This window comes from Vreelandella alkaliphila (genome assembly GCF_016107625.1).
Taxonomy (GTDB): Bacteria; Pseudomonadota; Gammaproteobacteria; order Pseudomonadales; family Halomonadaceae; genus Vreelandella; species Vreelandella alkaliphila.
In genome coordinates this window covers 54,063-69,539 of record NZ_JABASV010000004.1, presented here as the reverse complement: position 1 = coordinate 69,539, position 15,477 = coordinate 54,063, and the positions used below count along the sequence as shown (strand labels likewise).

The window sequence follows — 15,477 nt, the reverse complement described above, 5'->3', positions numbered from 1 at the left end:
TATGCAAAACGCTGATGTGGAAGCTGGGCGTAATCGTTCTTTAGTTTATTTTTCCACTAAGTCAGGCAATACCCACCGTTTTATACAAAAGCTTGGCTTAAGCGCTCAGCGGCTGCCACTAAACCGTGAAGAACCGACACCACGCATAGAACAGCCCTACATATTAGTGACACCTACCTATGGTGGCGGCTATGCCGAAGGGGCAGTGCCGGGGCAGGTGATCCGATTTTTAAACGATGAGCACAATCGACATCTCTTACGGGGTGTTATTGCCGCTGGTAATACGAATTTTGGTGAAGCATATGGGTTGGCAGGGCGAATCATTGCCCAAAAGTGCCAAGTGCCGCTGCTTTATCGATTTGAACTGTTTGGCACTGACGACGATGTCGCCAAGGTCCGCAAAGGAGTAGAAGAGTTTTGGAAACGTCAAGCTCAGTCTCTAACAACGTAGCTTCTAACAACGTTGCTACAAAAAACTCGGCAGAAACAAAACGGCCTACTGCGGGGGCATCCGAGGCGCGTACCCTGGATTACCATGCGCTGAACGCGATGTTGAATCTATACGGTGCCAACGGTGAATTGCAGCTCGATAAAGATCGCGAAGCCGCCCGCCAGTATTTCCTGCAGCACGTTAATCAAAACACCGTGTTCTTCCACTCGTTGGAAGAGAAGCTCGATTACCTAGTGGAAGAGCAGTATTACGAGGCAGAAATGCTGGCCCAGTACAGCTTTGCCTTTATTAAGGCGCTGTTTGAGCAGGCATACGCCTATAAATTCCGTTTCCCGAGCTTCTTGGGCGCTTTCAAGTATTACACCAGCTACACGCTGAAAACGTTCGACGGTAAGCGTTACCTTGAGCGCTATGAAGACCGTGTCTGCATGGTGGCGTTGACGCTGGCGCGTGGCGATGAGGCATTGGCCAAGTCACTGGTTGATGAAGTTATTAGCGGCCGTTTTCAGCCTGCTACGCCGACTTTCCTGAACTGCGGTAAACAGCAGCGCGGTGAGCTGGTTTCCTGCTTCCTGCTGCGTATTGAAGACAACATGGAGTCGATTGGTCGCTCGATTAACTCCGCGTTGCAGCTCTCTAAGCGCGGCGGCGGTGTTGCCTTCTTGTTGACTAATATCCGCGAGTCCGGCGCACCCATTAAGCGTATCGAGAACCAGTCCTCGGGTATTATCCCGATTATGAAACTGCTGGAAGATGCCTTCTCCTACGCTAATCAGTTAGGTGCGCGCCAGGGCGCAGGTGCGGTTTATTTAAATGCTCACCACCCGGATATTCTGAGTTTTCTCGACACTAAGCGTGAAAATGCCGATGAAAAAATCCGCATTAAAACGCTGTCGCTGGGCGTAACGATTCCGGACATTACCTTTGAGCTGGCCAAGCGCAACGACGATATGTACCTGTTCTCGCCCTACGATGTTGAGCGGGTTTATGGCGTGCCGTTTGGGGATATCAGCGTGACCGAGAAGTACCATGAAATGGTCGCGGATGCGCGCATTCGTAAGCACAAGATCAATGCACGTGCATTCTTCCAAACCCTGGCCGAGCTACAGTTCGAATCGGGCTATCCGTACATCATGTTTGAAGATACGGTTAACCGTGCGAATCCGATTGCCGGTCGTATCAATATGAGCAACCTTTGCTCTGAAATTCTCCAGGTGAATACGCCCACCGAATACGATGACGATCTTGGCTATCGTCAGGTCGGTCAGGACATCTCCTGTAATCTTGGTTCGATGAACATCGCTAAAGTGATGGACTCAGGCGATATTGGCACCAGCGTTGAGATTGCCATTCGTGGTTTGACCGCGGTTTCTGAGATGAGCAACCTGCGCAGTGTGCCTTCCATTGCTGAAGGTAACGCCAAGTCTCGCGCCATTGGCCTCGGGCAAATGAACCTGCACGGTTTCCTGGCGCGTGAACACATTTATTATGGTTCGGAAGAGGGCTTGGACTTTACCAATCTCTACTTCTACTGCGTGGCATTCCATGCGATTCGTGCGTCTAACCAGCTGGCGATCGAACACAGCGAAGCCTTTGCAGGGTTTGAAGACTCCACCTACGCATCGGGCGCTTTCTTTGATAAGTACACAGATCAAGCGTGGCTGCCGAAAACTGAGAAAGTGCGTCACTTGTTCGAGCGTAGCGGTATTGCATTACCTACCCAGGAAGATTGGCAGGCGCTAAAGGCATCGGTAATGGCGCACGGACTGTATAACCGTAACCTGCAGGCGGTGCCGCCAACGGGTTCTATCTCATATATCAACCACTCTACCTCTAGTATTCACCCGGTGGCAGCGAAAATTGAGATCCGTAAAGAAGGCAAGCTGGGGCGTGTTTACTATCCGGCGCCATTCTTGAACGAGGCGAACTTCGATTATTTCCAGGATGCCTATGAAATTGGCCCTGAGAAAATTATCGATACCTATGCTGAAGCGTCTAAACACGTTGATCAGGGTCTGTCGTTGACGCTGTTCTTCCCTGATACCGCCACCACGCGGGATATCAACAAAGCGCAAATTTACGCGTGGCGTAAGGGCATCAAGACGCTTTACTACATCCGTTTACGCCAGAGCGCGCTTGAAGGTACGGAAGTAGAAGGCTGCGTCTCCTGCTCGCTGTAATCGTATATCGCTTTTATTAGATCATGTTGGTGAGAGAATTCTGATGACCACTATGCAACGCTTATCGCGGGTCGATGCGATCAACTGGAACCGCCTTCAGGATGATAAAGACCTGGAAGTGTGGAACCGCCTGACCAGCAATTTCTGGCTGCCGGAAAAAGTGCCGCTCTCCAACGATATTCAATCGTGGAACACCCTGACACAGCAGGAAAAACAGCTGACGATTCGCGTGTTCACTGGCCTGACGCTGCTCGATACAATCCAGAGCAGCGTGGGAGCGCCGGTATTAATGGAGGATGCACGCACACCCCATGAAGAGGCGGTTTATACCAATATTGCCTTTATGGAATCGGTGCATGCGCGCTCATACAGCTCGATTTTCTCAACACTGTGCGCGACGCGGGATGTAGATGATGCGTTTCGCTGGAGTGAAGAAAACCCGACGCTGCAGGCGAAGTCTGAGTTGATTCTTGAGCGTTACCGCTCCGACGATCCGTTAATGCGTAAAGTGGCTAGCGTCTTCCTTGAGTCATTTCTGTTCTACTCGGGTTTCTACCTGCCGATGTACTGGTCGAGCCACGCCAAGCTGACCAACACGGCTGATCTGATTCGTTTGATCATTCGTGATGAAGCCGTGCACGGCTACTACATTGGCTACAAGTTCCAGCAAGCGCTGGCAGAAGCCACGCCCGAGCGCCAGCAAGAAGTGAAAGACTACGCTTATGAGCTGCTGCTAGAACTTTACGACAACGAAGTGCGCTACACCGAATCGCTCTATGATGAGGTGGGTTTAACGGAAGACGTGAAGAAATTCCTTCACTACAACGCCAATAAAGCGCTGATGAACCTCGGGTTTGAACCGTTGTTCCCCAGCAGCGTCACCGACGTCGATCCAACCATTATGGCCGCGCTTTCTCCGAGTGCGGATGAAAACCACGACTTCTTCTCCGGTTCTGGTTCTTCCTACGTGATTGGTAAGGCCGTTGCCACCGAAGACGACGACTGGGCGTTTTAAGCTTACCATCGGCGGCTTTTCAACGTCGTTGATAGCTTGATGAGGCAAGGAGGGAGCAGTGTCGGGCAATATTGATAAGGCGCAGAATTTGCTGAAAATAGCAGCGGCAGTCGTGAGCGACTCTTCAGGGCGCTTGCTACTAGTACGCAAGCAGGGCACGCGATTTTTTATGCAACCAGGCGGTAAAATTGAGCAGGGAGAGGAAGCCATAGCGGCACTCTGCCGTGAGTTAGAGGAAGAAGTTGGCTTACGTATAGCAAGTGATCAGTTACTTCCTTTGGGCATGCAGCGTGCTTTAGCAGCCAATGAGCCAGACACCGTGATTGAAGCGCAGTTGTTCAGTCTGGTGATTGATCAGCCTGTCCATGCTGGGGCGGAGATTGCTGAAACGGTTTGGGTAACCCGCGAAGAGGCATTAAAGCTGCCGTTGGCACCGCTGACCAAACAGCATGTTGTGGTTGCTGCTTAGAAGCGCTTTCCCTGTATTTTACTGCCCCTGTGTTTTTACTGAACCTGTATTTTTACAGACCCTATGTCTTTACTGAAGGGCGCCACTTGGCGCCCTTTTTTATGCTGGAGTGACGGTCTGCAGCGAAGCACTATTGAATGCTAATGATAAATATTGTCATTTATTCTATTAGTGTTAGGCTATGCACTGCTTAAACGAAACGCAAATCGTTCATTATGCCTAATGAGTTTCTAGCGCGCCGTTAATGGCGACGTGCTAATCAGTAACGGAGACGTAACGTGCTGAAAAGGCCTTTCTTTGCCTTGCATGGAGGCTGGCTTGCCGGAGTGCTGGTCAGCGGTACGCTAATGGCAAGTGATGAGACAGTCGATCAAGCGGCCCAGAGTGTCGAGGCCCAGCAAGCGCAGTCCGCACTTCAGCAGCAAATTGATGAGGCTGATGACGCCACGCGTTCAGCGATTGAAGAGCTACGCCGCCTAGAGCGGGAAACCCGCCAGATGGAAGCATCCAATGCTGCTTTAAGTGGCCGCCTGGCCAGTGAAGCCGAGCGCCAGCAGCGCCTTGGTCAGGCGCTCGATACGTTAAGCGACACGCGCGCCGCGCTGCCTGCTGTTGAGCAGGATATGACAGAGCAGCTAATCAGTTGGATCGAGTCTGACCTGCCGTTTCTGAAAGCCGAGCGTTTGGCGCGTGTTCAACCCACTGAGCAGCAGCCTTCAGAAAGTGCGGCGCGCATTGCCAATTTGCTGGAAGCTTGGCGTGCTGAATTGGCGTATGGCCGTGAAGTGGATAGCTGGCGTGGTCGTTTGCAATTAGCAGAAGGTAATCCGCGTGAAGTGGAATATTTGCGCATTGGCCGAATCGGCTTTTATTACCTAACCCCTGATGGTCGAGAAGGGGGTATGTGGGATAAGGCGAGCGGTGAGTGGCAGGCACTTGATGAAAGCGCCCGCCGCGAGGTGCGTAACGGTCTACGTATTGCTGACGATCAGCGCACGCCAGAGCTGCTGCGCCTACCGCTTTCCATTATTGCTAACGACCACGCAGGGGGCCAGCAATGAGTCTGTTAACACGCCAGCGAGGCGCGCGCAGAAGCATAATCTGTTTTGCATTACTGGCAAGCCTTCTGGGCGGCAGTATGGCAATGGCGCAAACTGACAGCGTTGGTTCGTTACGTGAAGCTCGCGAAGCCGCTGAGGCGCGTGACCAAGCGCGCTTGCAGTCGTTCCTTGAAGATCAAGAGGCACTGGATGAAGCGTTAGCAGAGGCGCGGGCTGAGCATCAAGCTGCAGAAGAACAGAAAGTAGCATTAGCTGCGCAACAGCAGGAACAAGCGCAACAGGCTCAAGCGCTGGCCGCGCGCCAGGAAGAGCAGGGCGAAGCGCTCACCTCGCTACTGGCGGATCTGTCACGGCACAGCGAAGAGGTGCGTAACGAACTAGGCAGTGATAGCTGGTTGACGCTAGATGCTAATGCGTTACCACCGCGTCTCAATGAGATCGAGGTGCTGGAGCGTCAACAAATCGAAACTGTCGTGGACAGTTTAGCGACGCTAACGCTGAGCACTGGGCGTGCCGAGCGCCTTGAATTACCGGTGGCCGATGCCAGTGGCGAGATTGAATCGAGAAGCGTTGTGCGCTTGGGTGATTTTGCAGCGTTTACTGACACAGCGTTGCTCAGGAAAGGCCAGGATGATGGTGGCTTGGCTGAAGTGCCGCATACTCCTGCTGAAATCAGTGATGTGCTGGCGGCCTATCATCAAGGTGAAAGCCGCGTATTTGCCATTGATCCTACCCAAGGTAGCGTGTTGCAAGCTCTTGCTCAGCAGCCAAGTCTCTGGGAGCGATTCCAGCAGGGCGGTTATGTCGGTTACGTAGTGGTAGCGCTGGGTGGCTTTGGTCTATTAGTGGCATTGGCGCAGTACCTTTACCTGGTCGTCGTCAGTGCACGGCTGCACCGCCAGCGTAAAGCGCTGGATCAACCGAATGCTAATAACCCGCTGGGTCGCGTGCTCCAGCGTTTCCAGGAGATGGATAAGCACCAAACACCGGAAGCACTGGAAGCGAGGTTGGATGAGGCGGTATTGGCTGAATTACCGCGTATCGAGCGTGGCCAGCCGATTGTTAAGCTGTTGGCAGCCGTTGCGCCGCTACTGGGTCTGCTGGGTACTGTGACCGGCATGATTGTCACCTTCCAGGCGATTACCGTGTTCGGTACCGGCGACCCGCAGCTAATGGCGGGTGGTATCAGTCAGGCGCTGGTAACAACGGTGCTGGGGCTTGTGACAGCAGTGCCGCTACTATTTGCTCAGACAGCCTTAGCGAGTCGGAGTCGCTTGATTACCCAGGCCATTGAAGGTGAAGCAAGTGCCACCTTAGCTGACCATCTTGAAGCGCAGTCGACGGCTAATGCGCAAGCGGTGACCTAATATGCCCACGTTACCTCTTTGGCTTGAGCCCGTTGAGCGGCTGCTTGATGCCGGTGGTGCCGTTTTAGTGGTGCTGGCATTCGTTGCCGTGCTGGTGTTTGGGATGGCAATTGAGCGCTGGTGGTATTACCGCTTTAGTTGGCGGCGTGCCCGTCGCCAACTGATTCGTCGCTGGGCTGCACGCAGTGATCACCGTAGCTGGAGTGCACGCACGCTACGCAATGTCTGGACAGAGGCGCTGGTTGCTAAGCTACGCCGCCCGTTGCCCTGGATCAAACTGCTTGTAGCGTTATGCCCACTGCTAGGCTTGCTGGGTACTGTCACCGGTATGATTACCGTGTTCGATAGCCTTTCTCTTAGTGATACTCATCAGGCGCGGGCCATGGCCGACGGTGTTGCCCGTGCCACGCTGCCCACGCTAACTGGCATGGCAATTGCTGTGGTGGGGTTGCTGTTTATTAGTCGTTTAGAGCACGTGATTCGTCGCGAAGACCAGCGGTTACACGACCGCTTAGCCCGTGCCTTGGAGGAGAATGATGCGTAGACGCCGTTCCATAGACACCACGGCTGATAGTAATGAAGTTAACCTAACGCCGATGCTGGACGTTGTCTTTATCATGCTGATCTTCTTTATTGTGACGACCAGTTTCATTAAAGAGAGCGGTGTTGAGATTGAACGCCCCGAAGCGGCAGCGGCAAGCCCGCGCCCCGACGCACAGGTACTGATTGCTGTGACGCCGGAGGGGGCTGTTTGGGTCGATGGAAAGCCAGTTGATGTGCATCGTATTGGCCAGCAGGTCGCCGGCATGTTGAGTGATGATGGCTCCGTTGTTATCCAGGCCGATCGGGAATCCACGACTGGCTTGTTGATTGAAGTGATGGATCGCCTCAAGCAGGCGGGTGTTGACCAGATCGCCGTGGCAGCGAGCCGGAGTGCACCATGATTCGTCATGTCCTCTCGATACTGGGTGGCATTGCCTTAGCCGTTGGCTTGTTTTGGATGTTGGCGCTACTGGTGGCGCCCCCGGAGCGCTCGCCAGAAGAACCTATAATGTCAATGTCGATGACTATGATAGAAGCGCCAGAGATGGCGCCAGAGCAGGAAGCGCCGCCGCCTGCGCCTTCAGAGGCAGCGCCAGTAACACCGCCGCCGATGCCTATGCCAGCGCCGGCACCTATCGCTGAGAGTACGATTGCGCTACCTGAGGTAGAGCTTCCTGACGAGCCAGTGGAACCGGTTGAGTTGGAGAGTGAGTTACCAGAGCTGACTGAAATTACTCCCGAACCCACCCCGCAACCCACGCCGAAGCCGTCTCCACGACCAGCGCCGCAACCTGACCCTGCGCCACCACAGCCAGCAGCAACGGCAGCGCCTTCTCCTGCGCCTTCGACAGCGCAGCGTGAGGCCGCGCCAGTGGCAGAGCCCGCGCCATCGAATGAGCCTGTCAGTGTCGGGCAAGTTGCTCCGACCAGTCGCGTGAACCCTTCTTATCCGCCGCGTGCTCAGCGGCGGGGCATGGAGGGCTTTGTGGAGGTCGAGTTTGTTATTCGCCGAGATGGTAGCGTCGATAACGGCACGATTCGCGTGACGCGGGCACAGCCGAGGCGAGTGTTTGAAGACGCAGCCCGCGAAGCGATCGCGCGCTGGCAGTTCGAACCCGGTCAGCAGCTTCGTCGCGCCACGCAGCGTATTGAATTCCAGTTGAGATAGCCCGTTGAGTTAGTCCGTTGGAACAGCTCGTTGGAATAGCTCGTTGGAATAGTTCGTTGAAATGGTTTGTTGGAATGGTTTGTTGGAATGGTTTGTTGGAATGGTTCGTTGAGTCAGTCCATTGAAAATGCCAGTCGAGGAAAGAGTATGCAGCGTTGGGTGGGAATCGCCGTATTAAGCGCGCTAAGCGTCATGGCGCACGCGAACGAACCGCTGCCGGGTGATATTGTTCGCGATCTTAATGGGTTGCAAAGCCAATTAGCTGAGCAGCCCAGCGGCGAGGCTGATAGCGATGTGCTCAACCGTATTACGCGACATGCGCGATCCCAGGCAGAGCGCCTCGCTGGCGGCAATCGTGCGGACCAGTGGGCGAGTGCGCTCTATCATCAACTCGCCGCGAGTGCGTTGGTGCGTCAAGGTGATCACGTTGCGGCAGCTGATGAGTTAGCCAGCGCACGACAGCGCCCTAGCGTGCCTAGCAGCCAAATTCTACGCTGGCTGCGTGATGAGGCGTCGCTACGTCGTGCAGGTAACCAGAGCACTGAAGCTATCACGCTATATGAGCAGTGGCTAACCCAGTCCAAGGGCAATCCGCACTACGATGAATCTGCGTGGCGACTCGTTCGCTTATTAGCGGAAGAGGAGCGCTGGGAAGACGCCGCTGAATGGTTGTCCCCGCTACTGCAAAAAGGCGGATTGACTGACGCGCAGCAGGCACTAACCACGGTGGTGTTACGCAATGCGGGACAAAACGAGCAAGCTCTCGGTTGGCTAGTGGGTGATTTGAATGCGCAGAGCGAGCCTGATGCTTGGCGTCAGGCGGCAGGGCTTGCCCAGCAAGCAGGTCAGGCTGGTGTGGCGGCTGGCGTGTGGGAGATGGCGTGGCAGCTGGGGAAGTTCACCACGGTCGAAGATCGCTTAACGTTAATTCGTCTGCATTTAGCGGGTGGTACGCCAGCTAGGGCAGGTGAACACTTGGAAGTGGCTATTCAAGAAGGTGTGTTGGCGCGTGATGAAGAAACGTTGCGGCTGCTGGCGGGGGCGTGGCAGCAGGCGAGGCATGTTGATAAGGCGTTAAGCGCTTGGAGAGCACTTGCTGAGAACACTCAGCAAGCGGAAGACTGGCGGCAGTATGGACAGCTGGCTTACCGCTGGGGGCAAGATGATCAGGCTGAGGAAGCGCTTATCAAGGCGGCGAATCTGGGTGATGATCAGGCAGAGCAGTGGTTGGCGAATTTTGAAGAGTGAAGTGACAAGCCCTCGGTAGACGCCCCTCGAATAACGTAAGGGGCGTATGTGTGTTTGGCTTGTTTGTGCTTAGTCTGTCTGGGAAAGCATCAGCGCAAAATCACTCCAGGTAGGAGCGTGATCGGAAGGCCGCTCCATGCCGCGCAGTTCATAATCAATGCCTGCACCGGTGACGCATTCGGCAAGCGGTTTAGACACCAGAATGTAGTCAATGCGCAGGCCGCGTTTTGGCTCGCGGTCAAAACCTTTTGAGCGATAGTCAAACCAGCTGAACCACTCACTATTATCTGGGTGGCACAGTCGATAGCTGTCGCTAAGGCCCCACGCTTTTATACCTTCAAGCCATTCTCGTTCGATAGGCTGAAAGCTGGCTTTGCCCTCGCGCAACCAGCGTTTGCGGCTTGGTTCGCCAATACCAATATCCTGATCTTCCGGCGATATGTTGAAATCTCCCATGATCGCCAGCTGTTCTTCAGGATGGTGCTGGTTTTGTAGCAGGCTTGCCAACTGCTGATAGAAGCGCGCTTTATGAGGGAATTTAGTTGGGTGTTCAACGTTTTCACCCTGGGGGAAGTAGCCATTCCAAACAGTGACCGGTTCACCATTATCGGCTAGTAACCGTACGCCAATCATCCGGCGTTGGGCGTCTTCCTCATCATCAGGGAAGCCATAAAATACCGCTTGGGGTTTTTGCCGACACATTAAGGCAACCCCGTAATGGCCTTTTTGACCGTAATAAAAAACGTGATAGCCCATGGCTTCAACGTCAGCCAGAGGAAACTCGCTGTCGTGTACTTTGGTTTCCTGTAGGCCAATGACGTCTGGCTGCTGCGTATCAATCAGCGCTTGAAGCTGATGAAGCCGTGCCCGAATGCCATTGATATTAAACGAGACCAAACGCATTACGAACGATCTCCTGAAGGGTTGTCTCCTTCTTTATCAGGATGGATGGCAATATTCTGTCCGTCTTGCTGGCGTGCCAGTTTACGCACCGCTTGAAGCTTGCGTTGTTGCTGCTTCTTAGCCACAAAGCGGCGTGAAGGAGCCACTTGGTCAGGGTTGTCATGGCGCCATTTTTTGTAATCTTTGCGGCGACCAGTGCGGATAGTTACCTTATCCGCTAGCGAACGAGTTTTTTTCTTACGCGTCATGTCGCGCTCCTTGGGTTAATTTATGCCTCATTCTAACAGGCAAGCGCACTCCTTCGACAGCAGGACGCGCTCTTATCGCCAACCCCTGGTACAATGCGCACTTCGTGATGCCTAACATCCACAGCAATGGACAGATACACAGCCTATGAGCGAGTCGGAACAGACCACAGCATCGGCCCAGAACCGCAAGCCTAAACGCCGCCGTCGGAAGCCGCGTCGTCGTCAATCGAACTGGGATCTTCGTCAGTTTCAGGTGCCCGCCGTTGCCGGCAAGTGGCGCTTCCATGACTTTGATTTACCGCTGCCTTTAATGCGTGCCATTCATGCCCAAGGGTTTGAGTACTGCACGCCTATTCAGTCAGAGGCACTGCGTCACACGTTGCTGGGTGGCGATATTGTCGGCAAGGCGCAAACAGGCACCGGAAAAACCGCCGCCTTTTTGATCTCGGTAATGGCTTATTTTCTGGAAGAGCCGACCCCTGATGGCCAAAAACAAGGCGCACCCCGTGCGTTGATTATTGCTCCTACCCGGGAGCTGGCACTGCAAATTGAAAAAGATGCTAAAGCGCTTGCTCGCTTCACGCAGCTCAATGTGGCCAGTGTTGTCGGCGGTATGGACTATCAAAAGCAGCGCGACAGCTTGGGTAAGAAGATCGATATCCTGGTGGCAACACCCGGTCGCTTGCTGGATTTCCACCAGAAGCGCGATATTGACCTCTCCGAAGTTGAGGTGTTGGTATTGGATGAAGCGGATCGCATGCTTTCCATGGGCTTTATTCCCGATGTGAAACGTATTATTCGCTATACGCCTAAGAAAGAGGAGCGCCAGACGTTTCTGTTCTCGGCAACCTTCACCGACGATATCTTAAGCCTAGCGAGTCAATGGACGCTCGATCCTGCTCATGTAGAGATTGAAGTCACCGTTGAGAACCAGGCAGATATCGATCAGCGTGTTTATCTAGTCTCTGATGACGACAAGCAGCGACTGTTGGTTAACCTGCTGACGCAGGAGAGCTTCGAGCGCGTGATGGTGTTTGGTAACCGTCGTGATCTCGTGCGCAAGCTAGATGATTTGCTGAAAAAAGCAGGCGTCAGTGTTGCTATGCTGTCTGGTGACGTGCCACAAAATCAGCGCATCAAAACCTTGGAGAGCTTCCGTGAGGGAGAAATCCAAGTGCTGGTGGCAACGGATGTCGCAGGGCGTGGTATTCATATTGAAGATGTCAGCCACGTGATCAACTACACGCTGCCGGAAGACCCAGAAGATTACGTTCATCGCATTGGACGTACCGGTCGTGCGGGTGCCAAAGGCGTCTCGATTAGTTTTGTTGGCGAAGAAGATGCGTTCTCGCTACCAGAAATTGAGCGCTACATTAACGGTAAGCTGCCCTGCGAACATCCGCCGGAAGGCATGCTGTAACGCGCATGCTCGATAATGCGCTGAAAAGTGATATTCAAGACGCCTATCGTCGCGTGGTGGAAAAGCTTGAGCTGACACCACGCTACGGCCAGCGTCTGATGATCGCAGAAATCGCTCGTACGCTAGGTGGCATTGAGCAGGATAGTGAAGGCAAGCGCACAAACGATAATCATGTGTGCGTGCTGGAAGCGGGTACTGGAACCGGTAAAACGCTTGCCTATCTGATTGCCGCATTGCCGATTGCTAAGGCGCAGGGAAAGCGATTGATTGTTTCCACCGCGACGGTGGCACTGCAGGAGCAGGTGCTTAATCAGGACTTGCCTTCGCTTGCCAGTCATAGCGGTATTGCCTTTCGTTACGCCTTGGCAAAAGGGCGTGGCAGATACGTATGTGTTGCGCGCCTTGATCAGGCGTTAGAAGGCTCTGAGCCGAACCCGACACTGTCGCTGTTTGAGCAGTCACTTCAATCCCACAGCAGTGACTTTTCCCTATTAGCCACGGATCTGGCCGAAGCCTACGGAAAAGGTGAGTGGGCAGGTGATCGCGATACATGGTCGGCGTCGATCGACGACGGTCATTGGCGACAGCTTACGGTGGATCATCGTCAGTGCACCGGGCGTCGTTGTGGTCATTTCGGTGCCTGCGCCTTTTTCCGTTCCCGGCGTGATCTGGAAGATGCCGATATAATCGTGGCCAACCATGACTTGGTTCTTGCTGACCTAGCACTGGGGGGTGGGGCGATTCTACCTGATCCCGCTGACTGCATTTTTGTCTTTGATGAAGGCCACCACCTGCCGGATAAGGCACTTTCCCACTTTGCCCATCGCTTTGCGGTGCATGGTTGCCTGCGTTGGTTAAAAACACTGAAAAGCAGTCTAACCGATCTGCATCAAGGGTTAGCAGTTCAGCCGACGATTGCGCGTTTGCTCGCTGGGCTACCTGAGCTGCTGCATAGCTTAGAGCCCGCTTTGGGCGATGTGTTTAGCATGGGGCACCAGCTGGCTGGGCGGGAAAACGGCTTGTCGGATGAAGAAGCTAATCATCAACTTCGTTTTGAAAAGGGTCAGGTACCAGAAGCGCTTCGCGAACAAGCTCAGCAACTACTGGTTATGTTCGCCACGCTGTCACGCAGTCTGGAGAGCATTAGCGATATCCTGCGCGAAAGCCTCGACCCTGATAAGCAAACAGGGTTGGATAGGGATCAAGCCGACACGTGGTTGCCGCTGATTGCACTGCTGCATGGGCGTTCGCTTGATGCCCATTCACTATGGCAAGCGTTCAGTGAGCAGGATGCTGCCAATGCGCCGCCCAGTGCTCGTTGGATTACGCTTAGTCGTGTGGCAGGAGAGCCGGAAATTGAGTTTTCGGCAAGCCCCGTATCCGCGGCGCATACCCTTGCGAAACATTTGTGGGGTCGCTGCCATGGCGCGGTAGTAACGTCAGCAACACTTACCGCGCTGGGGCGTTTTGAGCGAATCCAAGAGCGCGCTGGGCTAGCAAACCGCTATCGCTATCAGGCGTTGCCGAGCCCCTTTGATTACGCCAATGCCATTCTGCGCGTACCTAAGGAGGCGACCGATCCCAGTGATCGTGATGCCCATGAAAGCGCCATTGTGAATTTCGTGACCCAACTGGGAGACGACGAAGCTGCACTGGTGCTGTTTTCTTCCCGGGCGCAATTGCGAGCAGTGGAAAAAGCCTTGCCTGCGGCGGCTAAGGGGCGGGTGTTAGCGCAGGATGCGTTACCCAAGCACGAATTGCTTGAGCGTCATCGCGCGGCTGTCGATGATGGCAATGGGAGCATCATTTTTGGCTTGGCTAGTTTTGCTGAAGGTATCGACTTGCCTGGCGACTATCTCACCCATGTGGTGATTACCCGGCTGCCATTCGCAGTGCCAGATGATCCTGTGGGGGCTACGCTTGCCGAATGGATTGAAAGCCAGGGCGGTAACCCATTTATGCGGATTAGCGTTCCAGATGCGTCAATCAAGCTAGTGCAGGCCTGTGGGCGATTGATCCGTAAGGAGAGCGACCGCGGTGTCATTACGCTGTTGGACCGCCGGGTGATTACGCGTCGATATGGCCAGGCGTTGCTAGATGCACTGCCGCCGTTCAAGCGAGAAATCATGCCGTAATAAAAGGTAGCAATAAAAACGCCCCGCTAAGGCGAATTACCTTGCGGGGCGCTTATGGCTAGCGTTGCTAGCCGTTTTTTACTGTGCGATACGCTGGGCGAGCACTGGTGCAAGCTTGTCGTTCATGCGGGTAAAGGTTTCTACCGTTGTGTCCCAATCAATGCAGGCGTCGGTGATGGAAACACCATACGTTAGCTGGCTAAGATCGGCAGGAACTTTCTGGTTGCCCCAGCCAATGTTTGATTCAACCATCAGGCCAATGATGGACTTGTTGCCTTCTAGGATTTGGTTGGTGACGTTTTCGAGCACCAGCGGCTGTAGGCCAGCATCTTTGTTAGAATTGGCGTGAGAGCAGTCGATCATAATGTTGGCTGAAAGATCAGCTTTTTTAAGCTCTTTTTCAGCCAGAGCAACGCTGACGCTATCGTAATTTGGCTTGCCATTACCACCGCGCAACACGACGTGGCCGTAAGCGTTACCCCGTGTACGGATAATCGCAACTTGGCCTGCGTTGTTGATACCCAGGAAGTTATGCGGGCTGGCAACAGACTGCAGGGCATTGATAGCGACGTCGAGGCTGCCGTCGGTGCCGTTTTTGAAGCCGACTGGGCAGGAGAGCCCTGATGCCATTTCACGATGGGTTTGCGATTCTGTAGTGCGTGCGCCGATCGCAGACCAGCTAATGCAGTCTTGCATATACTGGGGGGAGATCGGGTCTAACGCTTCCGTTGCGAGCGGCAGGCCAAGCTCAGCCAAATCGACAAGTAGCTTGCGCGCGATATGGAGGCCTTCATCAATTTCGAAAGAGTCGTTAAGATGAGGGTCGTTTATCAGCCCCTTCCAACCTACTGTGGTACGGGGTTTTTCGAAATAGACGCGCATGACAATGAACAGGCTGTCGCTCACTTGATCTGCCAATTTACGCAGGCGGCGGGCATAGTCCAGTGCGGCATCGACATCATGGATGGAGCATGGACCTACAACGACGAGAAGCCGGTGATCTTTACCATCGAGGATGTTTTGGATGGTATGGCGGCCCTCAATAACAGAGCGTTCCGCAGCTTCTGTCAGCGGAATAGTCTCTTTAAGGGCTTCGGGGGTGGTGAGAACATCCTGTGCAAGGACGTTAAGATTACTAACCTGCTGATCTGACATCTTGCTACCTGTGCGTGCGCTATGGACTAAAAGTGGCTCTACTATGGCGTGTCAGGCAGGTAAAAATCAATTGTTACGGAACTTGATCTAGACGAAAAGTGTCACGGTCAAGAT

At 54.0% G+C, this 15,477-nt stretch carries 15 protein-coding genes; 12 read left to right on the top strand and 3 right to left on the bottom strand.

Going from position 1 to position 15,477, the window contains the following annotated elements; genetic code table 11:
- The first annotated feature begins 1 nt into the window (after position 1).
- The 10 genes from nrdI (at position 2) to JFC11_RS07340 (ending at position 9,502) form a co-directional block, all read left to right on the top strand.
- Positions 2 to 451, top strand: coding sequence for a class Ib ribonucleoside-diphosphate reductase assembly flavoprotein NrdI (gene nrdI, locus JFC11_RS07385; protein ID WP_051626497.1), 450 nt, complete (start codon positions 2 to 4; stop codon positions 449 to 451).
- Positions 418 to 2,631 carry a class 1b ribonucleoside-diphosphate reductase subunit alpha gene (gene nrdE / locus JFC11_RS07380; RefSeq protein ID WP_084183738.1) on the top strand — a complete coding sequence of 738 codons (2,214 nt, stop codon included), beginning with the start codon at positions 418 to 420 and terminating at the stop codon, positions 2,629 to 2,631. Before nrdI ends, nrdE begins: the two co-directional genes overlap by 34 nt.
- A 43-nt stretch (positions 2,632 to 2,674) precedes the next feature.
- Positions 2,675 to 3,646: a class 1b ribonucleoside-diphosphate reductase subunit beta gene (nrdF, locus tag JFC11_RS07375; RefSeq protein WP_038485235.1), complete on the top strand. Its 972-nt coding sequence runs from the start codon at positions 2,675 to 2,677 to the stop codon at positions 3,644 to 3,646.
- 58 nt (positions 3,647 to 3,704) lie between these two features.
- Positions 3,705 to 4,115, top strand: a complete 411-nt coding sequence (locus JFC11_RS07370; protein WP_051626496.1) for an NUDIX hydrolase — start codon at positions 3,705 to 3,707, stop codon at positions 4,113 to 4,115.
- A gap of 278 nt (positions 4,116 to 4,393) precedes the next feature.
- Positions 4,394 to 5,176, top strand: a complete 783-nt coding sequence (locus JFC11_RS07365) for a DUF3450 domain-containing protein (protein ID WP_038485231.1) — start codon at positions 4,394 to 4,396, stop codon at positions 5,174 to 5,176.
- Positions 5,173 to 6,543, top strand: coding sequence for a MotA/TolQ/ExbB proton channel family protein (locus tag JFC11_RS07360; protein ID WP_198349105.1), 1,371 nt, complete (start codon positions 5,173 to 5,175; stop codon positions 6,541 to 6,543). The genes JFC11_RS07365 and JFC11_RS07360 overlap by 4 nt, the downstream gene beginning before the upstream one ends.
- Before the next feature lies 1 nt (position 6,544).
- Positions 6,545 to 7,087, top strand: a complete 543-nt coding sequence (locus JFC11_RS07355) for a MotA/TolQ/ExbB proton channel family protein (RefSeq protein WP_089037770.1) — start codon at positions 6,545 to 6,547, stop codon at positions 7,085 to 7,087.
- Positions 7,080 to 7,487 carry an ExbD/TolR family protein gene (locus JFC11_RS07350; RefSeq protein ID WP_038485222.1) on the top strand — a complete coding sequence of 136 codons (408 nt, stop codon included), beginning with the start codon at positions 7,080 to 7,082 and terminating at the stop codon, positions 7,485 to 7,487. Before JFC11_RS07355 ends, JFC11_RS07350 begins: the two co-directional genes overlap by 8 nt.
- A complete protein-coding gene (locus tag JFC11_RS07345) occupies positions 7,484 to 8,254 on the top strand; it encodes an energy transducer TonB (protein WP_038485219.1) in 771 nt (256 codons plus the stop codon). The genes JFC11_RS07350 and JFC11_RS07345 overlap by 4 nt, the downstream gene beginning before the upstream one ends.
- 108 nt (positions 8,255 to 8,362) lie before the next feature.
- A complete protein-coding gene (locus JFC11_RS07340) occupies positions 8,363 to 9,502 on the top strand; it encodes a hypothetical protein (protein ID WP_319618615.1) in 1,140 nt (379 codons plus the stop codon).
- A gap of 69 nt (positions 9,503 to 9,571) precedes the next feature.
- Here the strand turns inward: JFC11_RS07340 and xthA are convergent, their stop codons facing one another.
- Both xthA and JFC11_RS07330 read right to left on the bottom strand, forming a co-directional pair.
- Positions 9,572 to 10,405 carry an exodeoxyribonuclease III gene (gene xthA / locus JFC11_RS07335; protein WP_038485213.1) on the bottom strand — a complete coding sequence of 278 codons (834 nt, stop codon included), beginning with the start codon at positions 10,403 to 10,405 and terminating at the stop codon, positions 9,572 to 9,574.
- A complete protein-coding gene (locus JFC11_RS07330; RefSeq protein ID WP_038485210.1) occupies positions 10,405 to 10,653 on the bottom strand; it encodes a hypothetical protein in 249 nt (82 codons plus the stop codon). Before JFC11_RS07330 ends, xthA begins: the two co-directional genes overlap by 1 nt.
- A gap of 145 nt (positions 10,654 to 10,798) precedes the next feature.
- Here JFC11_RS07330 and rhlB point away from each other — a divergent pair, with 145 nt between their 5' ends.
- Positions 10,799 to 12,073: an ATP-dependent RNA helicase RhlB gene (gene rhlB / locus JFC11_RS07325; RefSeq protein WP_038485207.1), complete on the top strand. Its 1,275-nt coding sequence runs from the start codon at positions 10,799 to 10,801 to the stop codon at positions 12,071 to 12,073.
- Positions 12,074 to 12,078: 5 nt separating this feature from the next.
- On the top strand, positions 12,079 to 14,208 hold the full coding sequence (dinG, locus tag JFC11_RS07320; protein ID WP_038485204.1) for an ATP-dependent DNA helicase DinG: 2,130 nt from the start codon (positions 12,079 to 12,081) through the stop codon (positions 14,206 to 14,208).
- 78 nt (positions 14,209 to 14,286) lie between these two features.
- Here the strand turns inward: dinG and JFC11_RS07315 are convergent, their stop codons facing one another.
- Positions 14,287 to 15,363, bottom strand: a complete 1,077-nt coding sequence (locus JFC11_RS07315; RefSeq protein ID WP_038485201.1) for a 3-deoxy-7-phosphoheptulonate synthase — start codon at positions 15,361 to 15,363, stop codon at positions 14,287 to 14,289.
- Positions 15,364 to 15,477 lie beyond the last annotated feature (114 nt).